The organism is Bradyrhizobium japonicum USDA 6 (assembly GCF_000284375.1).
Classification (GTDB): Bacteria; Pseudomonadota; Alphaproteobacteria; order Rhizobiales; family Xanthobacteraceae; genus Bradyrhizobium; species Bradyrhizobium japonicum.
Genome location: NC_017249.1, coordinates 8,501,220 through 8,527,571, shown reverse-complemented (window position 1 = coordinate 8,527,571; position 26,352 = coordinate 8,501,220). Strand labels below are relative to the sequence as shown.

Sequence of the window (26,352 nt, the reverse complement as noted above, 5' to 3'; positions counted from 1 at the left end):
GTTGGCCGACTTTATACAGAGAGATCCACTAAGGCGGTCTCCTCGACCCCGCGAGATAGCGCCGCGCTTCCCAGCCGTGAGCGGGAGGGCGATTTGTCCTGGCCGAGAGCAGGTCGCGCGGCGTGCGTTCGAGAAGGCGGGCGAACCTTTCGGCGTTGGCCCACTAGGACGCGAAAGTCCCTGCAGCACTTGTCTACGATCTAAGAAACCTTGGCCGCACAGATGTTTGAACTCCATCGAAATGGTCTTCAAGCTCATCAATTGGATTGAGGTCGGGCGAAGCGCCGAAGAACGACGAGCTGCACCATCAGCGGCGGGATCGCTCGCCGCGTTCCGGGCCGCCCAAGCTACCAGACGCCCGCAAGCTGCAGGAAGGAAGTCGCTTGCATGTTGGCCGACTGCGCATATTCGATCAAAGATGAAGCGTTCTTATAGGCGCTCTTTGTTCGCCGCAGCTCAATGATCGGGGGAAGAATCAGATAGTCGACCGCATCGAGATCAGACTTTTTGGCAAAGACCTTTTCTATCGTCCAAGATGCGCGGTCCGGGTCTCCGATCTTTACGTAGTCCCAGGCGATGATGCGATTTATGTATTCGGCGCTCTCCCAAGTGAGCGCGGCAAAACTGCTGATTTGCCGCTCGAAATCATCGGCCGTAAGACTTTTGTTGAAAAGCTCGTTCACCAGCATCTGTTGTACGTTGTAACGGTCCGCTGAGGACGAAAGCTGACTGACCGCGGCAACCGCACCGGCGTTGTTTCCGAGTTTGACGTACTCCACAGCGCTCGCGATTGAAAAGAGGGAACCATCGGAGTAAGCCCCGCGATAGCGGGCTCGTAAGCCGCTTTGTGCATCAAATAGCGCTTTTGCCTCCAGGGTTCGTCCAGTACGAAGATAAGCCCGGAAGAGAGCGTGCCTTCCTTCCTCTGAGTTGAGGAGCCGCCCCCATTCCTTATCCCCCAACGCCGATTTCGCCGTCTCGATCCCGCCCAAGTTAACGAGCGTCCTCCCGTACGTCGCCTTTCCAATTTCGCTATCGATTGCCTTGAAAATATTGCTCGCCAACCCAAGCAGGTGTGCCACAAGGAATTCGGCCTGAAGTTCGGGGGGCAAGGTATCGAAACTCGTCTTGCGCTTGTTGTAGTCTGCAGCGTCAAACATCGTGCGCCCCGCGTACAGATTATTGTAGGCGATTCGCTGCATGGTTCGCGCAGCACTATCGTTGTGGGTGCGGTCGTAAGCCTCGGCGATGCAAAGGGGTAGGTCAACCCCCAGCTTTTGCGCTGTCGACGCAGGTAGCGCAAACTGGCTTCCCTTCATCTGTGCTTCGAGGTCAAACACATTGTCTCTGCTGGTGAACAGTTGGAATCCGGCGGACTGGATGGCGATCGTCGTTGCGATCCACTTAATCGCTTCTACGTACCACCGCGTGGCTTCTGCGGCGCGAGTCTCCGCGCAAAGGTACTCCGCGCCCCTTGTTGCGAACTCGAGTAATTGATCGCGCGAGAATGGAAAGACATTTTTTGCGGCGAACTGACGCGCAAAGGCGAAATCTTCGTCAGCGCGACGCCTGCGAGCACTGTCATTCATTGCCGTCTTGGCGAGGTCGTAGAAGGAGTCGATAGCTTGCCCGGCATAGCGAATATCTTTGCGATCGAAATCGGGCTTTTCGCTGTAAGTTAAGCCGGTAAGTAGCAGGGCCCGCGCCTCGTCGAAGCGATGCGCATCGGTCAAGGCTTTTAGAGCGTATTGGTGTGCCGCGACCTGCCAGTACTCGCGGCCTTCTTCCCACCAATTGGCTTCTGAGGCCATATAATGTGCGGCGACCCCACCATCGCCGAGCGTGCTATAAACAAAGACCAAGTCAGACAGTGCAAAGCGCACCAGGTCGTAGAACTTTCGCGAGCGCCCCCCAGCTCCTAAAGGTGGAAGGGCACCGAGAACACGCAAACGGCGAAGTGCTAACGTGGACGGAGTGAAGGCCGCTTCGGCGGCGGCTGTGGTTTTGAACCATTGTGCAATTCGGTTTTCGGTGTCGAACAGCTTTTCTGGCGGCACAGTCGCTACAAGTTCTCCGAGCTTTGAGGCAAGCTCCTCGCGCAGCGTCGGATCCTGAAGATCCGTCGAATAGTAAGCCAGCTGCACAAGTGCCCCCGCGCGCTGCTCGAAAGGCCAATCCTTCGAGAAATCGACCATGCGCCGAGCAAGACTTGATGCTCGGTTGCGGTCGCCGCGGCGGAGCAGGACACCAATAGCCTGTGCATTGTGCCGCAAGCGAGAACCACGATCGTGTTCTTGGTCTATTCCGTTCAGGGCACTGTCCAACCATCGTCTCGCGCTATCGCTACTGCTCACCAGTGCGGCGTTCAGCAAGATATCGAGCCGCTGTGCAGGTGACGCAGTGGCAAGCAACTCGTTCAATTCTGCTTCGCCGAGGAATTGACCGATTCCGCGCGCCAGCTGATTGCGAACACCAAAGTCCATGGGCGCTGATCGAAAAGCGTCTAGCGCTGCGCCGACCCAGCAGCCTGATGCACCCGGGCGCTCGCAAGTCGACGGCTTAATACGAAAAATGGGCCTCGATGCGCAGACCGGGATTTGCCACGCAGCCTCGCCAAATTTGTTCTTCACTGCCGCCTTTACGCGATCGATCGACGTAAAGCTTATTTGCTGCTTTTGGGCGATGTCCAACGCGGGAATGTAGTTGCTTAATATTCCGATGAGACCCAGTTGACCGAGGACAGCGCCGCCTGAGTCTCCTTCGGACACTCCGTCGAGTCCGTTGGCTTCGAGTAATAGAGCTGCCTGCGCAACCTTTACAAATGCCCCTGCCGATCCGGTGCTCCAATTTTGTCCGTAATACCAGACCTTCATGCGATCTTGGTTGCTGCCTTCGGGTGCAGCACATATCGAGTCAAAGCGCAGTTGTGGGTTATCTGGGATTTCGATTAACGCGAGATCGTCTTCATTGGGGTCAGTCGCATGAACGACAGCTCCCGGCACTACAGTCGCCTTGCGATAGAGCTTTATCGAAACTTGAGATCCTCCTGCAACCACGTGTCCTGCCGTTGCGAGGATCAATTTGCCTGCAATCCTCCCGACGACGACCCCTCGTCCGCTCTGCACAGGATTGCTGACGTCGACGAGCAGTGGCAGAAGATTAGCTTCGGCTGGATCTCCTGGGCCACTGATCGGAAAGGGCGCGCCAGAGGCGCTGGCAGCTGCGAAACAGGAGCCGATGAGCGATATCGCAAGGCGTATCGAGATTGACCTCATGACTATTTCCCGAGCAAGAATCGGCTGGCACGAACCCAAAGTACTGCGCCAAGTAGGATACCGAAGAGCGCGGTGACGGTGGTAGCAACGGGAGCATTCTTTATAGCCCACTCGAACAGCGTCGGGACAACGTTGGTGTCGCCTCCGCCCGCACCGAGTGCTATGTGGGATCCGACATATTTCAGGGAAAGCGACAGGGCGCCATCACCATAGTTTATGAGAGCGCAGTGCGGCAGGGGCCGATAGGGCTCGAGGCAATCGGCGATGGCCGTATCGTTACCGATGGCTACACGATCTCGCCGACGCAGGTTAATCGATCGATCGACGCTAGGAATCTTCAGCGTACCGCCCACAATGCTGGTCTGTAGCCCCTCGTCGACAAACTTTACATCCCGGGTCGGAACGAAAGCGTCCCAGGCAGATGGGTGCGACAGATCGACTGTTGCTCCATCTTGCGTCGTACCGCCGATCATCACGGCCACTCGCGCCCCGGCGGGCAACTCTACAGGCTTTTGCTCTACATCAGAGACGACTTTCAAGGTCGCCGGCTTCGTCCCCACGGTGACAATAACGCTGGCTAGGCGCGATTTTCTTCGACTTTGCTCTCCCATCCAACCGCGAGGATATTGGAGACGGAAAGACAGACCCGAGTTTGTCTTCAACAGCAGTGTTTGGGTATGATGATAAATCAAAAGCTGCGTAATCCGTACAGGTCCAGAGATTTCGATGCTGGCCCCATCAGGATAGGTTGTGGCAGGAGCCACGGTGCTGCTCAGCAATGAGGCTTGGGTAAACTGCACACTGCGTGCGTCAAAAAGGTTCTTCGCTTCCCAGTCGCCATCGAGATGTAGCGCTGCGGATGTGGCGTTGACCTGCGCAATGACGGTCGTGGCGGGGACGCGCATCGAGAGTGAAGCCGCCACAACCACGGCAAACAGTGCAATGATGAAAGCCGTGAGGTAGATCCGGTTGCGATCGGAACGGGCAGCGTCAACCTTGGCCGCTGCGGCTTCGGCAACTGCGGCAATTGCCCTTGCTCTTTCCCACCTCAGCCCAGCGCGCACAAGATCCTTGAGGTCGCCCTCCGAAAGCGCCGCGTGCAGCGCCTCATCGGATTGCGCCAGATCTGCCTGTGCTTCAGCCAACTTCTCCAGATGTGCGGAATCGACGGGGGGCACTCTTTCCTCTAGGGCTTCGGTAGTGGTCCTGTTTCAATGACAAATGGCACGCTGCTCGTGGGTTGGCCTGCTCCGTCAAGCCCTGTCACCTGAAGACAGGCGATTGGTCGCTCTTTAATAGGCGCAAGAAACGTTACGGGCGCCCGACTTAGGGTCGCCGTTTTGGGAATCTGCGCCTGCTCTCCCGGGCTTTCTTGACACGCGCCATCCACAAATGGACTCCACTGCCAAGCCAACTTTCGAAGATCGACGCGCGGTTTGATGGTCACGCGAAGCTCCGAGACGTCGTTCGCGGGAATGACGGAAAGTGGGACGAACCTGCTGCCATCCTTACTTGTGGCTTTCGCCAACATGGCGAGATCGTGTGGCTCGAATGGAGTCTTGCCGAACACAGTTGCCGGCGTCCACGCGATCGCTGAGTCGACGCCGATCTTTCCATCCAGTCGATAGGTATCGAAATCCCTCGCGGAACGGAAGCGCACGGTCACCTCATTGGCCGCTGGGAATGCTGGCGAAACCTTGAGGGAGTCTTTGCCGCCCTTCTCGAAGTCCACTTTTCCTGCAATCACACTAATGATTTCAATCGGCTCTGCTACAGGGTTACTGACAGATTCACGATCATAGCCTTCACAGTAAGAAGCGGTGCGAACGTTGTATCTCAGCGGAATCGAAGGATCGTTTCTATTGTTAGGGCCTTGTCGCGCTGCTTCGGCTGATGCGAACCGAATCCGGTCGCAATAGCTAGGCGGAGATCCCGGCGCTGCGGCAGCGACACCTAAAAGAAACGACAAATTGAGTGGCAAGAGAAGTGCCAGGGCACCACGCATCTTGACTATGCGCCGCATGCAGTTGCCGAAGTCGCTGGAGAGAAACGCGCAATCTTGCAACTCAGACAAGCGGTCAAATCGCAGCGCCGTGGCTACTCGCCCGCTCGCGTGCGCCGACATCAAGTGCCTCCTGCGTTTTGCTGCCGAGGTTGTCGGCAGCTTAGACTGCACATTGTGCGCGTCTGCCGCCCCGAGAATCCAGTTCCAGCGGTTGGCGCGGCCTCGTTCGCTCAATCTAGCTGCCGCGATGTCCGAGCAAATCAAGATGCGCTTTGCCTTCAAAATTTCACTCTCAAGCATGGTCCTAATTTTTGCTGCAAGCAGCGTTATCCTGGTCGTTGCGGTCCATCGTAAGCGCGCAATTGACGGTTTGGGCGATATCACGCAACGCTCTATTGAGGCGCGGCGCAGTCCCAGTGCCACGGTCTGCATGGGCTTTAAACAATTGCGCGTAGAGCGGAGCGTCAGGGATTCGAACACTCGTTCGTGCCGGAAGGAGGTAGCGCGACCGATAGGGCCACTCCGGCCCCAACATCGCGATGTAAATATCCTCGGAGACGACCCGGCGAATGAATTGTTGAGCCAGATCTTTCTTCGCGCCGTTCAGCTTAGCGTCGATTGCCAACGCATCGACCCAGCCCACTCCCGTCTCGGCCTTGTTGGCGCCAAACCGAGGTAGCGCTCGCACCGCAATATCGTCCTCCGCCATGCAGCCGGAAGTCGGGAGGCAATTGTCAGCTGCGTCACGCAACCCATAATAGATCGTTTCCGAATAGCCGATGTAGGCGCGGGCCTGCCCGCGGACAAATGCGCGCGCGTAGAAGCCTGTATTGTTGTGGAGTGCCTGGCTGCGACAATACCCGACGGCGCAGGCCGAGAGGATCTTTTGCAGGTGGGCAATCGCACTCGGATCGACCGGCTGCTTGTTGAGGATTTGGCGCTGGGCAGCGTCCATTCCGATCATGGCCGATAGTGCCGTAATGTACCATTCGCCCAGCGTCGAGTGACCCTTGAAATCGATCAACAGTGTTCCATGATGCTTGCCAAGAGTATCGACCAAATCCTCCCACGTGACGACGTTCGCTGTTGCCGTGTCTGACTTGCGATAAAACAGAAAGTTGCCGCACAGCCAATGCGGGACGCCGTAGATATTTGAATTGCGTGTGACTGCCTTGACTGTTTCTGGAGCTAAATCATCGAACGGCAGCTCGATTGGCGCGATTTTTCCCAGATTCACGAAATCGGATAACAAAATGGTATCGATTTCATATACATCGGCATCGACAAACTGAATGCCCTTCTTCTTTTCATCATCGTCATCGTAATAGTTGTCGGTCGCGTTGGGGGTCGAAATTAGGACGACGTTCACTCCAGGGTTTTCGCACTCAAAGATGGCTTCGATCTTTTCGAACAACGCGAGGCGATCTGGAACGAATGGATATAAGGCGACCCGTAGAACTGTCGGTTGAACGGGTGGTAGCGCCGACGCCTTGGCTGCGCAGTCCTGCTCCATTTCGGTTGCGCGGACTCCAGTCGATTGACCGATACTCCCGAGCAACAACAATATAAAGACGAAAGCTTGCCGGAGAGGACTACGCATTGCCATGCCCCGAATGCCCGATAGCTATGGAGTGCAACCTCAGATTAGCATAAATCAGTCCCGTTCCAAGGCCTAATCCTCGCTCCGTTCAAGCAAGCTGGCGGTTACTGCCAGTATTCCACTCAGTGGGGCAACCTTTCGCTCCGATGTCATTTTTGCAGAGGCCGAACATGTCACGTTCATCAGTTGCTTTCTTCCTCCTCATCAGCTCAATGTCGACATCAATTGCTCAAGAGCAGGGAATGCCGCCAATGCTTTCGATTGGCATCGAGCTTTGCTTCCGCAACGGACATTCGAACGAACAGTATCGCCAGAAGCTGCCCCAACTGGGAGCGACAGCCGTACCCAAGGACAAGCGAAAGCTGTCGATCCCTCCTAATAGTAAAGAAGAATGGAGCCTTGCCGTCAACGGCACCACCTATTTAACATCGTTCCATTGGGCGAACACGTTCTGTGGAATCTTCGGACCGGGCGGCAAGGAGGAGGTCGTGGCCGCGGTGATAGGCCCTTCGCTGAAGTTCAAGTATTACGGTCTCGGTGCCTCAGCCGATGAGATTTACAGGGGACAGTTTGACGGTGAGCCAGCGACAATCATGGTCTCGTCAGTCTCCCGCGGCGAAGTGTTTCTCGTCTTTGCGCTCGACAAGATGTGGGACGTGTTTCCCGGGGGTCCGCAGAACAGATAACGTTTGATGAGGCGAGTAACTTCCTGCGCTGTATCTTTCAGGCTGGCAGCTCGTTGTTCTGTGGCGTGATTTTGTATCCGTCACCGCTTCGCTCGACCGCGTAGTAGGTGCCGCGGAGCCGAAATGTAACAGGCAAGGGCACGTCGGCATGCGGGTTTGGTGCGAGCTGGTAGTCGCCGTCCAGTTCGCCGCGGTGATTGGCGACCTCCGTACGCGAGCAAAGCAACGCGCTGAGCCCATTGTGCAACCCGTCTTGAAACACACCAGTCGAAACTGTGGCGCCAGTTGCGACCGATCGACCTGCGTCCTGCACGTTGGATGTCTTCTTGATGCTCCCGCGAAAATGATAGCCAGAGCCGACAACCTGCGCAGTCGTGTGGTCTAACGTGAGATATCGGGGACCCAGCGTATAGGCCGCCTGGAGAATGCGAGGCGGGCTCGTATCGGCAATCTCGAACGGAATTCGTCGAGGATTTAGTGCGATGACGAACGCATCGGTCTTCGAAACATGCCCCTTCTCGACCCAGTTTGCGAATTGACGTTCATACTTCTCCGAGATGCTGTTGAGATATCGCAACACCATTTTCTCGGTTGGAACGTCGGCGACTTCACCTTCTTTTGGTGCCGCGACATAATCGGGCTTGCCGGGATCGCCGGCGCTAGGCGACACGGCTTCGAACCAGATACGTTGCCCCCGATACATAATGCCGACATCCGGTCCTGGTTTTGGGCACGTGACCTCGTAACCATTCAGTATCAAAGACGTCGTGAGGTGCATTTCCCAATAGCGTGCGTCGAAGTTTCTAGGCAGCTCCTTGAGGAATTCCTTGTCGGCGTACGGTTCGAAGAACCTCCAATAGTATTCGCAGCGGAGACGGGCCGAATATAGCGGACCGTCCTTGGCATCCCTTATATTGCAGTATCCCGCGCTTGCAGCCTCATCATTGGTGAAGGGGGGCTTGGACATATGCATCCTTTCGCCATCGAGCTTGCTCATTCGTCGGGGAGCGATAATTGCCGCCATGAGGGCAATTCTCTACCATGAGGCGGTACGACCTCAAGGAGGTGGCCTGGGTTGGCGTCGTCCTGCCGGTTCACCATCGGCGTTCGTTTCCCTCCTTTCATTGTCAGAGCGAGATATTTCGAAGACTTGAAGGCCGATCTTTTAGCGCCTCACGATGACGCGCGATTCGTCTCTGAGGTTGCAGGCGATGAGGAGTCCGACCGGACGGCGGTGCGACGCACCCAATGTAGCGGGCGCTGACTCGATCCACTTATCTCGCGTGCGCCATCAGCCGCTGTTGCTATCACTGGCCCTGCTCAGGCCCTTGAAACTAAGGTCGGACCCAGTCCCGCGTCAGTTCATGCTCGAGTCTGCCGCTGCCGCGGTTCCAGCTGCTTTGTAGGGCTTTCGCCTCAATGGGGGTTCAATCGCCCAGCTGCGAACGACGACCGTCTGCTTCGGCCTGTGCCGGCCGATCTATCAACCGCTCGGCCGAACACCATTCCAATTTCGCTTGGCGCGTTCAACTCGGTTGAGTAAAGTTAAAGACCGCCCGCCGGGGTAGTCATGCGGGCGAGCGGACAATGGTTCGCAGTCTATGGCCTTGACGGGCCCGCCGGCCTTGTTTCTTGTCCGCTGAACCTTCAACGAATCAGGGCATGGGACGCCATGAACGCGGGGCGTCCATCGCGACGGGGTGAATATGGGGCGGAGCGCATCGGGCAGGCGGTCGGGGGCCGCAAATGGTCATAAGTCGAGCGAGGTAACTGCGGTCGATTTGTTTTGCGGCGTTGGCGGATTGACGCGGGGATTGGAAAAGTCAGGGATTGCTGTTCGTCTCGGCGTCGACATCGACCCAAACTGTGAATATCCGTATACGGCGAACAACGGCGCCAAGTTTCTTCTGAAATCCGTTACCGAATTGACGGCCAAAGACCTCGATCAGGGCAAGATTCAAACGGGCTACAAGCTGCTGGCCGGCTGCGCACCTTGCCAACCCTTCTCCACCTATCGTCAGAAGACGGGCGCCGCGGACGACCGCTGGAAGCTGCTCGACCATTTCGGCAGGTTGGCGCGGGAAACAAAGCCAGATCTCATCACGATGGAGAATGTACCGAATCTCGAAAAACAATCGATCTTCCGTGATTTCGTCGCTGCGCTTAAGAAAATGGAATATCACGTCTCCTACGAAGTCGTTGATTGTTCGGAGTTCGGGGTGCCGCAACAACGGCGCCGCCTCGTCCTGCTGGCCTCGAAACTTGGCCCCATTGAGCTTGTGCGACCGAAATCCAAGAAGGCCAGGACGGTGCGCCAGGCGATCGGCCGGCTGCCCCGGATCGAAGCCGGTGGCGTCCACCTGAAAGATCCCTTGCACCAATCCTGCGAGCTGTCGGAACTCAATCTTAAGCGTATTCGCGCGTCAAAGCCCGGCGGTACCTGGCGCGACTGGGACCGGGAACTCGTCGCCGCTTGTCACCGACGCAAGACGGGAAAAACGTACCCAGGAGTTTATGGCCGGATGGTCTGGGACGAACCCGCACCGACAATGACAACGCAGTATTACGCCTTCGGCAGCGGGCGGTTCGGTCACCCGAGCCAAGCTCGCGGTATTTCGCTCAGGGAAGGCGCGCTTCTTCAGAGTTTTCCGCGCGACTACAAATTCGTGAAAAAAGGGCAACCGATCTTCCGCAAGACCGTTGGCCGCCTGATCGGCAACGCCGTGCCCGTGAAGCTCGGCGAGGCAATCGGAAGGTCCATTATCGCGCACGTCCGATCTCGGCGAGATCCGAAGAAAGCGGCGTGATGGCGACGTCCGTCGAAACGATCGAACCAGCGCACGTCCGGAGCGCGCCAGAAGCGGGTCAGCTCGTCGAGGTCAGACGGCGTCAGTGGATCGTCGCCGACATCGACGCTTCGAAACCGTCGACAGGCATTGCCGCTCCTCAGCATTGGGTGACGCTGGCATCGATCGACGAGGACAGTCTCGGCGAGACGCTCGAAGTCGTCTGGGAGCTGGAACCGGGCGCGCACATCATCGAAAAGGCTGGTCTGCCCGCCATCGTGGGGCGCGACGATACGGAAACGCTCGACGCGTTTTTGGATGCCGTTCTCTGGGGCGCCGCGACCAACGCAGACCGCGGTTTCCTGCAAGCGCCGTTCCGCAGCGGCGTCAGCATCGAGGATTTCCAGCTCGATCCTTTGGTCCGCGCCATCGATATGGCGCGCGTCAATCTTCTGATCGCGGACGACGTCGGTCTCGGTAAGACCATCGAAGCGGGTCTCGTCGTTCAAGAGTTGCTTTTGAGGCACCGCGCGCGGACCGTGCTGGTGGTCTGTCCAGCGTCGCTTCAGGAGAAGTGGCGTGTCGAGATGATCGAAAAATTCGGTCTCGAATTCAGGATCGTCGATACGGAATACGTCAAAGAATTGCGCCGCGCGCGTGGAATTCACGCCAATCCGTGGACGTCGTTTCCACGATTGATCGCTTCCGTCGATTGGCTGAAAAGCGGCGATCCCCTGCGGACGATGCGGGACATTCTCCCGGTTCGCGCGGGATACCCGAGAAAGTTCGACGTCTTGATCGTCGACGAAGCGCACAACGTCGCGCCAGCGGGGTCGGCCCACTACGCTCTGGAAAGCCAGCGAACGCTTCTGATCCGGAAGATCGCACCGCATTTCCAGCATCGGCTGTTTCTCACCGCGACGCCCCACAACGGCTACACGCAATCGTTCACTTCCCTGCTCGAACTTTTGGATGACCAGCGCTTTTCGCGGAACATTCTCCCGGACGATAAGCAACTCACTCAAGTCATGGTCCGCCGGCTGAAGGCCGACTTGGTGGATAAGGACGGGAAGGCTCTTTACCCCAAGCGAAAGCTCCAAGCCTTGTCCGTTCCTTTCACGGCAGATGAACGTGAGATACACCGTCTCTTAGATCGATATGCCAAAAGCCGCGAGAAGGATGGCCGCCAGGCCGGAAACGCCGGAACCGATTTCGTCAACGGCCTCCTCAAGAAACGCTTGTTTTCGTCGCCGGCTGCGTTTTCGTCGACGCTTGAAACGCATTTCGCGACGCTCGAAGGAAAGCGAACGGAAGTCGCGCCGGATGCAATGGCGGATCGCATCCTTCGAAAAGCGGTATTGAAGGCCGAAGAAGACTATGCCGACGATGCCGAAGTCGAAGCGGCCCACACCGAGGCTATAGATGAATTATCGCGTTATGCCCCGCCGCTATCCGACGAGCAGCGCAAGATGCTCGAACGACTGCGTGTCTGGGCGCAGGATGCTTCGCACAAGCCGGATTCCAAAGCGACTGCCATCGTCGCATGGATAGAAGCGAACCTGAAGACCGACGGTCAGTGGAACGACCGCCGCGTGATCTTGTTCACGGAATACAGGACGACGCATCGTTGGCTGCAAGAAATACTTGCGGCACGGGGCTATGGCGGCGACCGATTGGGCATCATCCACGGTGGCATGGACCACGACGAGCGAGAAAAGGTCAAAGCCGCTTTCCAAACCAATCCCGCGGATTCGGCGATCCGAATCCTTCTCGCGACCGATGCCGCGTCGGAAGGCATCGACTTGCAGAATTATTGCGACAGCCTAATTCATGTGGAGATTCCCTACAATCCTAACGTCATGGAGCAGCGGAACGGCCGTATCGACCGCCATGGTCAAAAATCGCCCGAAGTGCTGATTTGGCATCCGGTCGATGGCGGAGCGGCCGTCGGAGACACCCTCGGCGGGCATAGTGACGACATCATCCGCGCTTTGACGAAATTGGAAGCGATGCGGCAGGACATGGGAAGCGTAAACCCCGTAATCGCTCCACAAATGGCGGGCCTGATCGAAGGGTCGCGGCGCGAACTCGATACCCGTGAAGCCGAAGCGCGCGCGGCCAGGACGCGACGCTTCGTCCGCACGGAGACGCAGCTCAAAGATCGCATTGCGCGTCTACACGAACGTTTGCAGGAGACGGAAAAGGAATTCCATCTCTCGGCGAGCCGCATCTACGCGGCGGTCAAGACAGCCCTTGCGCTCGAGAACAAACCTCCGCTCGAAATCGTCGAGCTGAAAGGCGCCCCGCACGGTACCGTGTTCATAATGCCCGCATTCAGCGGGACTTGGGCACGGTGCCTCGAAGGATTGGCCCATCCCCACACAGGCAGAATACGCCCGGTGACGTTCGATCACGATGTCGCGAAGGGCCGCGACGACGTTGTCTTGCTGCATCTCAACCACGTCCTGGTGCAGATGAGTCTGCGCTTGCTGAGAGCCGAGGTTTGGGCGCAGAGCGACGTAAAGAAACTTCATCGCGTCGACATTCGATACTTGCCCGCCGACAAGATCGACGATCTCGCGGTCGTGGTCGTTTCTCGTTTAGTCGTGACAGGCGGAAATCACCATCGGTTGCACGAGGAGCTGACCCTGTCGGGTGGCTATCTGCGAGACGCTTCGTTCGCCCGCGAAACCCGTGTGACCCGCGTTGCCGACTGGTTGGATGAGGCCGTCTCGGATGCCGCCAGCCAACGCTTGTTCGATGGCTTGAAGCGGCGCTTCGAGAAACATCGCGAGGCCGTTTTGCAGGCGGTCGAAGCGCGATCGCGCGATCGTCTCAGAAATCTCGAAAATACCCTGGAGCTCAGGAAACAACAGGAGATATCGAATATCGGAGCAGTTCTCGACGAGTTGGCCAAAGCGATCGAAGCCGAATTGAAGAAGGAGGAAGAGCCGGAACAGCTCGCTTTGTTTTCGGAAGACGAGCGTTTGCAGGTTCGTCGCGATGCCGAAGCGTTGCGCGCGCGTTTGGCTCGCATCCCGTCGGAGCGCGCGGAGGAAATCAAGGCCATCGAGGCGCGGTTCGACGCGTACGACGTCCGTACTTTCCCGGTCGCGGTGATCTTCCTCGTTCCGGAAGCGCATACGTGGAGGACGGACGCGTGAGCGACCTTGGACACCACGGCGAATGGCTGTCCTTGTTGGACGTCTCGGGCCCGTTTCTAGCGGAGCCGGTCCTGGAGCTAGCGCTTCCGCAAGGCCTACAGGGCCTCGATCCCACGCTCAAAAAAGAAGTCCGGCAAGCTTACGACGAATGGCGCGAGGCCCTCGATTTCGAGGACGCGGACTTCTCGAAGCTTCACGGCGCGTGGATTTCCTTCGTCTTGGAGCGCGTGCTGGGATTCGGAGCGGAATTTCTCGTATCGGGTGAAAAGCTCGGCGAGGCGTACCGATACCTCGTTCCGGAGAACGGGATTGCTCTCACCCCCGACCTCTCGGTCACTGACGGCAGGGGCAAATCTCTCCTATTGGTAAGGAAGTACGATGCGCAAACATCGCTGAACGAGGTCGCTTCGTCCGACGGCTGGGCCGCCGGTCCCGCCGAACGCATGATCGAGCTGTGCCGCGGCACCGGCATACGGCTTGGCCTCGTCACGAATGGCGAACAGTGGAGCTTGATCGACGCTCCCGTCGGCGCCGTTACCTCAATCGCGAGCTGGTACGCGCGGCTATGGTCGCAGGAGCCCCTGACCTTGCAGGCGTTCGCTGAGTTACTCGGCATAAGGCGGTTTTTCAGCGGAGCGGACGCCGAACTCACGACCTTGCTCGACAAATCTTTGACCCTCCAAGACGAAGTTACGGACGCGCTGGGCGAGCAGGTCCGTCGCGCGGTCGAGGTTCTCGTGCAATCTCTCGACCGCGCCGATCAAGATCGCAACCGGGAGCTTTTGAAGGACGTTTCCCCGGAAGAGCTGTACGAGGCTGGTCTGACGATCATGATGCGGATCGTGTTCCTTCTTTCGGCCGAGGAACGCGGTCTTCTCTTGCTCGGTGACCGTCAATACGAGGACAATTACGCCGTCTCCACGCTTCGTGCACAACTGAGGTTGGAGCCGGACGAGGTTCAGGAGCGCCGCTGGGATGCATGGTCGCGCTTGTTGTCGTTGTTTCGAGCGGTGTTCGCAGGTGTCGATCATGGATCGATGCGAATGCCAGCACTCGGCGGATCTTTGTTCGATCCCGATCGGTTTCCGTTCTTGGAAGGACGCTCCAAAGGATCGAATTGGAAGACCGATGCGGCGGTACCGCTGCCCATAGACAACCGCACGGTTTTGCTTTTGCTCGATGCCGTTCAGCTCTTTCAGGGGCGGACGCTGTCCTATCTGGCGCTCAATGTCGAACAGATCGGCTACGTGTATGAAGGCTTGCTGGAGCGCACGGTCGTTCGCGCGAAGGAAACCACCCTCGACCTGAGCGCGACCAAGAATGCGAAGGCGCCCTGGGTTGCTCTCTCCGAATTGGACGACGCTGCGGCGAAGAAACCCGGTGCGGTCGAGACGTTGTTGAAAGAAAGAACGGGCAGCTCGGCCAGTCGTATTCGCAACGACCTCGCGAGAAAGGCTAACGAAACCGAGGCCGGAAAACTGTTGGCTGCCTGCGACGGTGACGTCAGCTTACGCGATCGAATAAAGCCTTACTTCCATCTACTGCGCACGGACAGTTGGGGTTACCCGCTCGTCTATCCGAGCGGTACCTTCATGGTGGCCAGCGGCTCGGATCGCAGGGAAACGGGAACGCACTATACCCCGAAATCCTTCACCGAGGCGATCGTGCGGTCGACGCTGGAGCCGCTTGTTTATGTCGGGCCCTCCGATGGTGTACCTCGGAACGAATGGCGGCTAAAGCCTCCTGACGAGTTGCTGGATCTGAAGGTATGTGACCCTGCGATGGGTTCCGGAGCCTTTCTCGTTCAAGTATGTCGCTATCTCGCCGACCGCGTCGTCGAAGCGTGGGCCGAAGTCGAAAAAGTCGGGAATGCGATTACAGCTGACGGTGAGGTGAAAGACGACATAGAGGCTCTTGAGCCTCTCTCGAAAGGCGTCGATGAACGGTCGTTAGTTGCCAAAAGACTCATCGCAGAACGATGCCTATACGGTGTCGACATGAACCCTCTTGCCGTCGAACTCGCCAAATTGTCGATTTGGCTTGTCACTTTGGCAAAGGGCCGACCTTTCGGTTTTCTCGATCATAATCTTCGGGTCGGCGATAGCTTATTCGGTGTCTTCGGAAGGGAGCAGCTGGAATACCTTGCGTTGGACACAACTACGACGACTACTAAGCAGCTATTCGCACACCGACTGGACGCAGCGATTGACGCCGCCATTCAGATCAGACTTCACCTGAGAAGCCAGCCGATACGAGACATCACAGACATATTGGTAATGGAGGGACTGAATAAGGAGTCGCAAGAGCTACTACGCTCGTCAAGCGTTATCGCGGACGCCTTGCTATGTGAATACCTTGAAACACGTGGTCGCCCTAACCTGGCATCCCTGGCGATAGCGGCGGACGCCTACCTGACGCACCAGGACTCCGACCTTTCGGACGGACTTCTTAAGAGGATTCGGAAGTCATTCGCCAAGATGATCCCGAACCAGTCTCGAAAATTTCGACCATTTCACTGGCTCTTAGAATTTCCTGAGGTGTTCGCTCGCGACAACCCTGGCTTCGATGCAATGGTCGGAAACCCGCCGTTTATGGGCAACAAGTTCTGGAAGGAGAAGCTAGGAGAGGGATTCCAGACCCACGCTGAACTAGTCCTTGGGACCCGACCCGGGAAAGTTGACTTGTGTGTGCTCTTCCACCGCCGAGCTGTCGATTGCGTGCGGGAACGAGGAACATATGGCCTGATCGCCACCGACAATATCGCAGAAGGCTCTGCGCTGACTGTGGGATTGAGTGCAATCGTCAAAGCGGGAGACATCTTCTTCTCACGAAAGGGAATGGCGTGGCCAGGAACAGCCGCGGTATCTGTCTCCATAATCTGCTTTTTTAAGGGGGCGTTTCGTTCACAGAAGTTAGCCAATGGCATCTCTTGCGATTTGATCGGACCACGCCTTCATCCTGTAGAGGAGAACAATAAGGAGCCGCGAGCGCTTGATGAGGCACTGTTTAGTTTTGCAGGCATTGACAACAGCAAGGGCCTGGCATTCCTCATAGACAAAGCCAGCGACTGGTTTGTCGAACTCGACGACGAGAATGGCTCGCGGCTGGTTCCGTATATTTCTGGCGAAGACATTACGACAATGGCGTTGCAATCGACGCAGCGCTGGGCCTTAGATCTAGAAGATAGATCATTGGAAGAAATCGAAGCCGAGTTTCCCAAGGCCTTCTCGTTTTTGATGCAAGTCGTCAAGCCGACGCGAACGGCCACTCTTCTGAAGAGCTACAAGGGTTTACTGGATCGGTGGTGGCAGTTTTGGAACACACGGGCCGACCTTATGCGACGTATAAGAAAGACAGAGCGTTGTGTCGTGTTTTCAAAGAACACGACATTTCCTTTTTGCATGCTTGCGCCAACCAGGTGGATTTACACCAACAAGGTAGTATTGATCGGTCTTGAGCGCGGCGATGAGCTTGCCATTTGTCTCAGTTCCTTCTTCCGCTCTTGGCTGGAGGCTTATTCCGGTGGACGCCTCAGAGGCTGGCTGACCATCTCGATCAATGAATCAATAGCGAAGTTTCCGCTACCGATTCACCGAGTGTCTAAGACCGCAGTCGATGCCGCCGAGAAATTCAATGAATTGCTCGTTGATTGGGCGAAGCGAAATGGGGTCGGGCTCACCGCTGCCATAGGTGCCTTGCATTCGGAGGATTGCGTCGACGAGCAAATAGGGCGCCTACGAGAGCTTCTTTCGACCATCGACAATGCCGTCGCCGAAGCCTTCGAGTGGACAGATATAGATCTGACAAAAACCTTTTTTCCTTCGGACGACCCTACCACTAGCGTCCCGACGAAATACGACATCTCGCGAGATGCGAAAGCAGTCTGCCTGGATAGACTTTTGGCACTCAATCTTTCGCAAGAACGGGCGGCCTGATGTCTCGTCTCATCGAACATCAGCGGCTCGGCTCTTCCGACCTGATCGTCGACGCAATCTACGAGGGCGCTGGCTCTGGCGGGCGCGGAGGTCTCTCGGATGAGTCGCTCGGCAAATTGCTGCCGGGCGTCGGCAACCAAGGCGGGTTTCGACCCTCTGGAACAGGACAGGACAAGAAGTTCGTCGTCCTTTACACAAGCGGCGAAGACAAAGACTGGCCCGATACGCTTGACCTGAATACGGGCCAGTTCGTCTATTACGGCGACAACAAGTCGCCCGGCCACGAACTGCACAACACCAAGCGCGGCGGAAACGCCATTCTTCGTCGTGTCTTCGAACTCCTACATTCGTCCGAGCGGACGCTCATTCCGCCTTTCTTCCTCTTCAGAAAGTATCCGACCCCAGTGAGCGCTCGATCGGTGCAGTTCAAGGGCCTGGCGGTGCCCGGATTTCCTGGGCTGCCTTCCACCGCCGATTTGGTCGCCGTTTGGAGAACGACCGATGGCCAGCGGTTTCAGAACTATCGCTCGGTGTTCACGGTTCTCGATGTCCCGATGGTCCCGCGTGCATGGCTGAACGAACTTAACGAGGGGCGGCCCCAGGAATCCGCGCCACCGGGTTGGACAGAATGGGTGAAGACCGGGCGCTATCGTCCGCTCGCATCGGAAAGCACGACCGTTATTCGGAGTGCCGACGCGCAGATGCCCGATAATCCAGTCAAAAAGGCGATACTTCAGGCCATATACGATCACTTCAAGGAAGCGCCGATTGGTTTCGAAGGTTTCGCGGCGCGGATATTCCAGATGCACGATCCGCGCGTGATCGTCGATGCCATCACACGCGGCGTCGTGGACGGCGGCCGGGACGCGTATGGTCGATACCTGCTGGGACTGCCGAACGACCCGGTCTATGCCGAATTTTCCTTGGAAGCGAAGTGCTACCGACCGGGAATTGACGGCGTGAAACCTGTGACCGTCGGAGTCGAGGACGTTTCCAGGCTCATATCGCGAATTCGTCATCGCCAATTCGGGATATTGGTGACAACCTCCCTCGTCGCCCGGCAAGCTTATGAAGAAGTTCGGGAAGACCGGCACCCGATCCTTTTTTCTGCGGCGGGGATATCGCGAACATCCTCGTCGACAATGGTTTCAACACACCGGCGCTCGTCGCCGACTTTTTATCGAAGGAATATCCTTTGCGGGCGAGTGAAACATGACGGACGCCACGATCGCTCCCAACACCTCGAACGCTTGGACCGCCCGCGAGCCCGCCGTGACGGGCAGCCGTTCTCTGATCGACAAATACGGTGCGGTTTTTGCGGCACCTCCCGCGTCGCTCGCCGATGTCGACGAAGACGATTGGTTCGTCTTGCTCGATGGCGAGGGGCGGATCACGCGGGCGGGACGCGTGTTGAGGGTCCGCTCCGAACTCGATCGGACGATCGTCTATTTCGACCGTATGGTCACGGCGCGCGACGGGTTCACCGGCTCGGCAGGGCTCGCAGTGCCAAGGGGGGCTCTTCCGGTCCGCACGCCCTGGAATGACTTCACCGAAGTCATGACAAAGGCCTTTGGCACGGCGCCCGACGACGTTCCGCCGATCGAGGACGCACCATATATCCGCGAGTTGCTGCAACTCGCCGTCATCGACGATTTGCTCGGCCCCGCAGGCGGCCCGCACGAGCGCATTCTCGATATGGGTGTGCGCGATCGCTATCTGGTGGGCAAGCTCGCGCCTCGCGAAGAAGAGCGCGGCGGGATCGAAGGCCTCGCCGGACCCTTGGCCGCGGAAGACGACGAGGAGCCGGACGATTTGGAGACGGATCGGCGCCGCCACGATCCCGGCGGCGAATTCGAAAGCGCCTCCGGGCGGGTCGATCCCGAAGACGACGCCGCGGACGAAATCGAGGCTGCGAGCAATCAATCGCTCGTCCCATCAAGCGTCGGCTTCACGTTCTGCATTGATGGCCAAGTCGACAAGATCGAAGTCGAAACACGCTGGGGCCGATACGAACGTGTCTACGAGCACGAACTCCGAAAGAAGGTGAATCGGAAGCTGAAGGACGCCGAAGGCCGCGTCACGGGTACCGAACAAGCCGAAGTGCCGTTGAAAGTATGGGAACGTATACCGTGCGGCGGCGTGAAAGCCATCGATATCCGCGAAGGCGCGATCACCCATAGACCGGCGGACGATCGCAACGAAGAGGTGCGGCTGCAAGGCACCATCCGCAAGAAGAGCGCAGCGGGTCACCGCCTGATTACGCTCTTCCTCGTCAACGCCCAGCAAGAGCCGGAAGAGAACAAGGATTCCGGTTGGGTATTCCAGCCGGAAATCATCGTGCGTGCCGCGGGCGGCACCGGCCAAGCCATCTTCTTGCGGCGCGCCTCTTTCGAGATCGACAATGACGATCCCGAGAGAGAGTCGTTGGAGATGATATACCGCCGGCAGATCGAGTTTGCCGTAGGGCACGGCGTTGCGGTCCATGCCACCACGGCCGCCGGTGATCCGGAGCACGCGACCGAAATACGCACCACCGTTCTTCCGAGCTACGAGGTACCCGTCACCGAAACTCCGGGGCTTCGGCCGGAAGACCGCGCTGCCATGAAAAGCATGGTCGAACTCGGCCATCTCGACATGGAAGAACTCGCCAAGATGGGCCGAACGGATCTCGTCGGCGCGCTCGACAATCTCGCCAAGGATTACCGCGCCTGGATCGATCAGCAAAAAGCGCGGATCGGCGGTGAAGTCACGGGGTTCGGCGGCGCCGCCAACGCGGCCCTTCAACGCTGCGACGATATCGAAGAACGCTTGCGGGAAGGCATCGCGGTGCTGACCGATGGGCGAAACGAGAAGGCGCTCGACGCCTTCCGTTTCATGAATCGCGCTATGGCCGGCCAGCGCGTCCGGGGAATCTACGCGCTCTCGCGCCGCCGCGGCGAGAATAAGCCGCTCTCCGATTTCGACCTGCGCAAAAACCGATCCTGGCGCCCGTTCCAGCTCGCTTTCATCTTGCTCGCTTTGCCCGCTCTGACCGATCCTCTGCACAAGGACCGCACGATTCCCGTCGATTCCTACGCCGATCTCCTGTGGTTTCCGACCGGTGGCGGTAAGACCGAGGCTTATCTAGGCGTCGCGGCCTATGCCATGGCGATCCGTCGTCTTCAAACGGGCCTGGGCGGCCTCGACAGCAGCCGCGGCTTGACCGTCATCATGCGCTACACGTTGCGCCTTTTGACACTGCAACAATTTCAGCGCGCCTCGACACTTATCTGTGCCATGGAGCTTCTGCGCCAAGAGGCGATCGCAAAGGGCGATTCGAAGTGGGGTGAAACGCCTTTTACCATCGGTTTGTGGGTAGGAAACAAGGTTACCCCTGGCACCACTGCGGACAGCCACAAGGCGATCCAAGATATCCGCAATCCCGAGACCTACGATGCGGGCCGTACCTCACCAGCGCAGCTCACGAGCTGCCCTTGGTGCGGCTCGGAAGTTTCCGCTCGTCGGGACGTCGAAGTGAATACCAGTCTAGGCCGTACGACACTCTATTGCAGTGACAGCGTGGGCGGTTGCGAGTTTTCCAAGGGAAGGTCGAGCGGAAGACCACATCCCGGCATTCCCGTAACGGTCGTGGACGAGGAGATCTATCGTCGTCCACCCTCAATGATGATCGCGACGGTCGACAAGTTCGCGATGATGGCCTGGCGCGGCGAAACGCGCACGTTGTTCGGACGCGCTACCGCTGAGTGCCCACGCCATGGATTGCTTTGGCCCGACGCCGACTGTACCGGAACGCACAACGCACGCGCCGGGCTCCCTCGCACTTCGGCCAAGACCATCGCGCCGATCCGGCCGCCCGATTTGATCATCCAGGACGAGTTTCATCTCATCAGCGGGCCGCTCGGAACCATGGTCGGTCTCTACGAAACTGCCATCGACGAGCTGTGCAGTTGGTCGCTCGACGGAAAGACCGTTCGTCCGAAGATCGTCGCTTCCACCGCGACGGTTCGCAAGGCAGCCGAGCAGGTCAACAACGTCTTCATGCGCCGCGTGGCCGTATTCCCGCCGCACGGCCTTGACGTCGCCGACAATTTCTTTTCGCTGCAACGGCCGATTGAGCAGCTCCCCGGTCGGAGGTATCTTGGCGTTTGTTCGCCAGGAAGTTCGCGCCCCGCGATGCTGATTCGGGTCTATGTCGCGTTTTTGACCGCGTCTCAAGCTTTGTTCGATCGGTTCGGCCAAGCCGCCGATCCCTACATGACGACAGTCGGATATTTCAATTCTCTGCGCGAGTTAGGCGGCATGAAGCGTCTGTGCGAAGACGACGTGCAAACGCGTTCCTATCGTGTAGAGATGAGCGAGGTAAACCGACCGGGGTTGGCGCAGCGCAGCGTCAACAACGTGCGAGAACTTACCTCGCGGGTCTCGAGCCGCGACATTCCGAAATATCTCGATCAACTCGAAGTCAAGTTCAACGCAACCTACGACCCGGCGGAGGGCGCCTTCGTGACCCGGTGGGCCGACGGCGAAGCGCGCGCGATCGACGTCGTGCTCGCGACCAACATGCTTTCGGTTGGCGTAGACGTGAACCGCTTGGGTCTTATGGTCGTGAACGGTCAACCGAAGGGCACGGCCGAGTACATTCAAGCTACAAGCCGCGTCGGGCGCGCATCGCCCGGCCTCGTTTGCACCGTACTCACCTGGGCGAGACCACGAGACCTTTCGCACTACGAGACCTTCGAACAGTATCACGCGACGTTCTACAAACACGTCGAGGCCCAATCCGTAACGCCCTTCTCTCCGAGAGCCATGGATCGGGGCTTGACTGGCACGCTACTCAGCGTGATGCGCCTCGACAATGCAGCCTTCAATCCGAATCCGGGTGCGGGCGCTCTCGACAAGCCGGACAGGGCCGAAGCCGCCGAAGCACGCGACCTCGTCGTGGCGCGAGCCTGGTCGGTCTCGCACGAGGATGCCTCCCGAGTTCTCGCCACCAATGAGCTGAAATCTCGCCTCGACGCTTGGGCCGCAGAAGCCAATATTCCCGGGCGAACGCTCGCTTATGAAAAGAAGGGGCCTGCTCGCGCGACGACCGTCGCTCTTCTCAGGCGACCCGGCGCTCAACCCTGGGACGACTTCACGGTGCCGATGTCCATGCGTGAAGTGGAGCCCGGCGTTCGTCTCGTGATGAACACGGCTCGGTTCACTGGGGGAGATCCTCCTTGGACGCCACGACCGCCAGCCGCGGGCGCAGGAGACGACACATGAGCACCCCCGTAGGCGAAGTGCGCCCCAGCCAGCTCCTGTGGACATACGGGCCGGGAGCGCTCGTCGATCTACCCAACCTCTCGGTCGTGACGCTCGGCATCGACCGGTGGGACGTCAATCTCTGCCGCCCGATCCGCGAAGCTCGCCTGCTGGCGGCCGTTCGGCGTGAACTGGGACAGCAGGTCGACTCGCTACGCCTTCCGCCCATACAAACCACCGACAGTCCGAACCCATTCTCGCCGGAAGCGAGTTTGGGTGTCCCGGTGAAGCCGTTCCCGCGCTGGCTCCGCTGCGTCAAATGCGGCTTACTGTCTCCCTACGACAGTGCGCTCTTCGAATGCAAAGAGAGCCGCTTTCGTCTCGAAGACACCAAATTCGTGCACCGCCAATGCCGGGGATCGAGAAATGATCAGCCGGCGCGAGACGCCGATGCGGTTCCGGCGCGCTTCCTCCTGGCCTGCCGAAACGGACACATCGATGATTTTCCCTGGCATTACTTCGTCCATAACGGTCCATCCGCCTGTGCCGGAACGCTTCGCTTCTTCGAGAGCGGCGCTTCGCTGCAAACCGAAAACCTCTGGGTCAAATGCGATAGCTGCGGGGCCTCGCGCAACATGGCCCACGCTTTCGGGAAGTCCGGCCGGGAGTCCCTCCCGGCTTGTCGCGGCCGGCACCCTCACATGGATCGCTTCGACGCGAATTGCGAGGAAGAAGCCCGGCCGGTCTTGTTGGGTGCCACCAATAGCTGGTTTCCAATAACTTTGTCGGCTTTGGCTATTCCCGTGGCCCGCGATACCGTCGCGCAACTCGTACAAGATGGCTGGGACTACTTCGTGGACGTGGAGTCCGAGGCCGAGATAGCCATCACCGTGCGGACGTTGAAGCGCACGGGCGTACTGCCCGGAATAGACCAGCATTCGGCCGAAGCGATTTGGAATGCGGTGCAAGCAGTGAAAGACGGCGCTGCAACCGCCGCCGTCTCCGTCGCCGACATCAAGGGCCCCGAGTGGAAGGTGCTCACCTCGCCAAATCCTCCGACGGACTGGCCGCATTTCTTGGGAAAGAATGTCGCCGTCCCGGCGGCATTCGCGCAGGAAATCGCGGGCGTGTTGCTTCTCGAACGTCTGCGCGAAGTGAACGCACTCTTGGGGTTCACGCGGGTTGATGCGCCGGAAGAGACGGCTGTGCCGGAAGATCGCTCGCCACGCGCCCCTCTTGCCCCGACGCCGCCGACATGGGTTCCCGCGACCGAAGTACACGGGGAGGGTGTCTTTCTCACCTTCGACGAAACTGCGTTGCAGCGCTGGGAAGCTACCCCGGGCGTCCAGCGACGGGCACGGCTGTTGCTCGAAGGGCACCGCGGCTGGCGGGCGGCGCGAAAAATGGACGGCGGCGAATTCCCTGGCGTGCGCTATGCTATGCTGCATACGCTTTCGCATCTTCTCATCCGAGAACTCGCATTGGAATGCGGCTACAACGCCGCGAGCATTCGCGAGCGCATCTATGCCGACGTGGAAGTAGCCGAACCACAAGCCGGCATCCTCATTTATACCGCCGCCGCGGATTCAGACGGTACGTTGGGCGGCTTGGTCGAATTGGGTCGCCCCAACAACCTCGGACGCTTGCTCGCACAAGCTCTAGGACGAGCGGGTATCTGTTCCTCCGATCCCCTTTGTTCCGAGCACGATCCCGGCAAAGACCGGTCGCTTCATGCCGCCGCCTGTCACGCGTGTTCTTTCGTATCCGAGACATCCTGTGAGAAGGGCAACCGCTACATCGATCGAGCGCTTCTGATACCGACTTTGGAGGCCGACGACGCAGCTTTCTTCGCGCGAGCGATCGCATGACCCCACTGCTCAATGCCGTCCTGCGCTTGGTCGCCGAGACCCCGCCAGCCCGCGTCGATCAACTAGCGCGCGTCATCGCCAAATCAGTAAGTCCCTCGACGGCTCCCGGTCTTGACGAGTGGCCTTTGACGCCGAGCGCTCGGGTCCTCTTGACCTCCTTGGTTACCGCTTGGAAAGCAAACCCCGTCGAACCTGCAGGCCTCGCGGCCTTGCTGGTGGGAGCCAGTGTGGGTTACCGCCACGCGAAAGCCGAGCAGGAACTGGAATTGGTTTGGACCGGACCACCCGGGCCGACCATCGCGACCCGTCGCACCGAACAGGCGCTGCTCGAAGTGATCGACGCCGCCGCGAACCGCTTGTTCGTTACCAGCTTCGTCGCTTATTCCGTCCCCAGTGTCATGAAGGCCTTCGAGCGCGCGATCGCACGCGGTGTTCGCTTGTCAATGTTGCTCGAACTCAGCGAGCAGGACGGCGGGGGCATCACATTCGATGTGATCGGAAAGATGAAAGCGGCGCTGCCAACTGCGCATATCTGCTCTTGGACAAACCAAGGTGAAAAATTTGCAGGCGGCAAAGTTCATGCGAAGATCGCAGTCGCCGACGAGACGGTTTGCTTCGTCTCCAGTGCCAACCTTACCGGCCATGCGATGGAAAGAAACATGGAAGCTGGGGTCCTGATCCGCGGGGGCTCCGTTCCTCGCGATCTACACCGGCACCTAGAGGCTCTCGAAACGTCGAACGTCATTGCGAGAGTCTGATGGATACCGTCAAGCCAGCTGTGCGCTCAATGATCATGGCGAGCGTCGGACAAAAGGATACTGGTCCCGAGGTACTGCTCCGAAAGGCGCTTCACCGTCGTGGCCTTCGCTACAAGCTTCACGACAGAGCGCTCCCCGGCAGTCCGGATTTGGTGTTTCCTCGCTTCGAGGCCGTCGTATTTGTGCACGGATGCTATTGGCACTCACATGGTTGTTATCGCTCGACAATGCCCAAATCCCGCAAAGCGTTTTGGACAGCCAAGTTCGCGGCGAACAGAGCACGTGACGCCCGCAATCGGGCCGAGCTCTCTGAACGAGGCTGGCGTGTGCTGACAGTCTGGGAATGCGCCTTGCGCGGTAGAACGGCGAGGTCGCTGGACGGCCTGGCGAAACGGGTAGAATCGTGGCTCAAGTCCAAAAAGCGATGCGGCGACATCGAATGACCGCAGCGCGGCTCTGGACAGCCTTCATCAGGCAGGCTCCCAATTGAGCGTATTTTGGTCCAATAATACTACTTTAAGATGATTCGATCGAACCTGCATGGACAACAACAATTTCCAGAGGCCGGGCTCGCTTAGCAACGCTCACGCTGGCAACGATTTCGAGGCCGCAGCACGCGTGTTTTTCGCAATGCAGGGAGTTGCCCTGACGAAAAATTTTGCGGTGCCCGTGGGCGTCGGCGAGACCAAAAAGTTGCACCGCTTCGACCTCGGCAGCGAGAACCCGCCCGTACTTGTCGAATGCAAGTCCCATACCTGGACGCAAGGTGGAAATATGCCGAGCGCGAAGATGACGGTGTGGAATGAGGCCATGTATTACTTCCACGTTGCGCCGAGCTCTTATCGAAAGGTCCTTTTCGTGTTGAAGCATTACCGCAAGGAGCAGAGCCTTGCGGCCTATTACCTTAAAACGCACGGGCATCTCGTGCCGGCAAGTGTAGAGCTTTGGGAATATGATTTCGAATTGTCGACGGCCGAGCGTCTGCGTTAGCCCGGCAACGCTCGTGAGCGAATTGCCGCTGGCTGTAGGGC

General features: G+C 58.4%; 14 protein-coding genes and 1 pseudogene. 10 read left to right on the top strand and 5 right to left on the bottom strand.

What is annotated here, in order from left to right:
• Window positions 1-347: 347 nt before the first annotated feature.
• From BJ6T_RS39390 to BJ6T_RS39375, 4 genes are read right to left on the bottom strand one after another with little or no spacing between them, the layout of a single operon-like run.
• Window positions 348-3,275: a S1 family serine peptidase gene (locus tag BJ6T_RS39390; RefSeq protein WP_141379045.1), complete on the bottom strand. Its 2,928-nt coding sequence runs from the start codon at window positions 3,273-3,275 to the stop codon at window positions 348-350.
• A gap of 2 nt (window positions 3,276-3,277) precedes the next feature.
• The gene (locus BJ6T_RS39385; protein ID WP_014498085.1) at window positions 3,278-4,453 is read right to left on the bottom strand and encodes a hypothetical protein; all 1,176 of its coding nucleotides are present in this window, start codon (window positions 4,451-4,453) and stop codon (window positions 3,278-3,280) included.
• 8 nt (window positions 4,454-4,461) lie between these two features.
• Window positions 4,462-5,580 carry a hypothetical protein gene (locus tag BJ6T_RS46645; RefSeq protein ID WP_141379047.1) on the bottom strand — a complete coding sequence of 373 codons (1,119 nt, stop codon included), beginning with the start codon at window positions 5,578-5,580 and terminating at the stop codon, window positions 4,462-4,464.
• 4 nt (window positions 5,581-5,584) lie between these two features.
• Complete coding sequence (locus tag BJ6T_RS39375) at window positions 5,585-6,694, bottom strand: extracellular solute-binding protein (protein ID WP_014498083.1); 1,110 nt, start codon at window positions 6,692-6,694, stop codon at window positions 5,585-5,587.
• A 356-nt stretch (window positions 6,695-7,050) separates the two neighbouring features.
• Here BJ6T_RS39375 and BJ6T_RS39370 point away from each other — a divergent pair, with 356 nt between their 5' ends.
• Complete coding sequence (locus BJ6T_RS39370) at window positions 7,051-7,566, top strand: hypothetical protein (RefSeq protein ID WP_141379049.1); 516 nt, start codon at window positions 7,051-7,053, stop codon at window positions 7,564-7,566.
• A gap of 37 nt (window positions 7,567-7,603) precedes the next feature.
• Here BJ6T_RS39370 and BJ6T_RS39365 read toward each other — a convergent pair whose 3' ends face one another.
• Complete coding sequence (locus tag BJ6T_RS39365; RefSeq protein WP_141379051.1) at window positions 7,604-8,590, bottom strand: hypothetical protein; 987 nt, start codon at window positions 8,588-8,590, stop codon at window positions 7,604-7,606.
• A gap of 682 nt (window positions 8,591-9,272) precedes the next feature.
• Here BJ6T_RS39365 and BJ6T_RS39360 point away from each other — a divergent pair.
• From BJ6T_RS39360 to BJ6T_RS39330, 9 genes and pseudogenes are all read left to right on the top strand, one after another.
• The gene (locus BJ6T_RS39360) at window positions 9,273-10,373 is read left to right on the top strand and encodes a DNA cytosine methyltransferase (RefSeq protein ID WP_014498080.1); all 1,101 of its coding nucleotides are present in this window, start codon (window positions 9,273-9,275) and stop codon (window positions 10,371-10,373) included.
• A complete protein-coding gene (gene drmD / locus BJ6T_RS39355) occupies window positions 10,373-13,516 on the top strand; it encodes a DISARM system SNF2-like helicase DrmD (protein ID WP_014498079.1) in 3,144 nt (1,047 codons plus the stop codon). Before BJ6T_RS39360 ends, drmD begins: the two co-directional genes overlap by 1 nt.
• A complete protein-coding gene (locus tag BJ6T_RS39350; RefSeq protein ID WP_014498078.1) occupies window positions 13,513-17,451 on the top strand; it encodes an Eco57I restriction-modification methylase domain-containing protein in 3,939 nt (1,312 codons plus the stop codon). Before drmD ends, BJ6T_RS39350 begins: the two co-directional genes overlap by 4 nt.
• Window positions 17,451-18,542: pseudogene (locus BJ6T_RS44850) on the top strand (restriction endonuclease); the annotation flags it as partial. The gene BJ6T_RS39350 and the pseudogene BJ6T_RS44850, both read left to right, overlap by 1 nt.
• Window positions 18,543-18,663: 121 nt before the next feature.
• A complete protein-coding gene (gene drmA / locus BJ6T_RS48965; RefSeq protein WP_014498077.1) occupies window positions 18,664-22,716 on the top strand; it encodes a DISARM system helicase DrmA in 4,053 nt (1,350 codons plus the stop codon).
• Window positions 22,713-24,563, top strand: a complete 1,851-nt coding sequence (drmB, locus tag BJ6T_RS39340) for an MrfA Zn-binding domain-containing protein (protein WP_014498076.1) — start codon at window positions 22,713-22,715, stop codon at window positions 24,561-24,563. The genes drmA and drmB overlap by 4 nt, the downstream gene beginning before the upstream one ends.
• On the top strand, window positions 24,560-25,321 hold the full coding sequence (gene drmC / locus BJ6T_RS39335) for a DISARM system phospholipase D-like protein DrmC (RefSeq protein WP_014498075.1): 762 nt from the start codon (window positions 24,560-24,562) through the stop codon (window positions 25,319-25,321). The genes drmB and drmC overlap by 4 nt, the downstream gene beginning before the upstream one ends.
• Entirely contained in the window at window positions 25,321-25,764 is a 444-nt protein-coding gene (locus tag BJ6T_RS44845; RefSeq protein ID WP_141379054.1) for a very short patch repair endonuclease, read from the top strand. The genes drmC and BJ6T_RS44845 overlap by 1 nt, the downstream gene beginning before the upstream one ends.
• A 97-nt stretch (window positions 25,765-25,861) precedes the next feature.
• Window positions 25,862-26,311: a hypothetical protein gene (locus tag BJ6T_RS39330; RefSeq protein ID WP_014498074.1), complete on the top strand. Its 450-nt coding sequence runs from the start codon at window positions 25,862-25,864 to the stop codon at window positions 26,309-26,311.
• The last annotated feature ends 41 nt before the right edge of the window (window positions 26,312-26,352 follow it).

Bases quoted from the DNA above. Each gene is read 5' to 3' on its own strand.
- BJ6T_RS39360 (WP_014498080.1), top strand. From the start codon at position 9,273: ATGGGGCGGAGCGCATCGGGCAGGCGGTCGGGGGCCGCAAATGGTCAT.
- drmB (WP_014498076.1), top strand. From the start codon at position 22,713: ATGAGCACCCCCGTAGGCGAAGTGCGCCCCAGCCAGCTCCTGTGGACA.
- BJ6T_RS46645 (WP_141379047.1), bottom strand. From the start codon at position 5,580: ATGCTTGAGAGTGAAATTTTGAAGGCAAAGCGCATCTTGATTTGCTCG.
- BJ6T_RS39365 (WP_141379051.1), bottom strand. From the start codon at position 8,590: ATGGCGGCAATTATCGCTCCCCGACGAATGAGCAAGCTCGATGGCGAA.
- BJ6T_RS39390 (WP_141379045.1), bottom strand. From the start codon at position 3,275: ATGAGGTCAATCTCGATACGCCTTGCGATATCGCTCATCGGCTCCTGT.
- drmA (WP_014498077.1), top strand. From the start codon at position 18,664: ATGACGGACGCCACGATCGCTCCCAACACCTCGAACGCTTGGACCGCC.
- BJ6T_RS44845 (WP_141379054.1), top strand. From the start codon at position 25,321: ATGGATACCGTCAAGCCAGCTGTGCGCTCAATGATCATGGCGAGCGTC.
- drmC (WP_014498075.1), top strand. From the start codon at position 24,560: ATGACCCCACTGCTCAATGCCGTCCTGCGCTTGGTCGCCGAGACCCCG.
- BJ6T_RS39370 (WP_141379049.1), top strand. From the start codon at position 7,051: ATGTCACGTTCATCAGTTGCTTTCTTCCTCCTCATCAGCTCAATGTCG.
- BJ6T_RS39330 (WP_014498074.1), top strand. From the start codon at position 25,862: ATGGACAACAACAATTTCCAGAGGCCGGGCTCGCTTAGCAACGCTCAC.
- drmD (WP_014498079.1), top strand. From the start codon at position 10,373: ATGGCGACGTCCGTCGAAACGATCGAACCAGCGCACGTCCGGAGCGCG.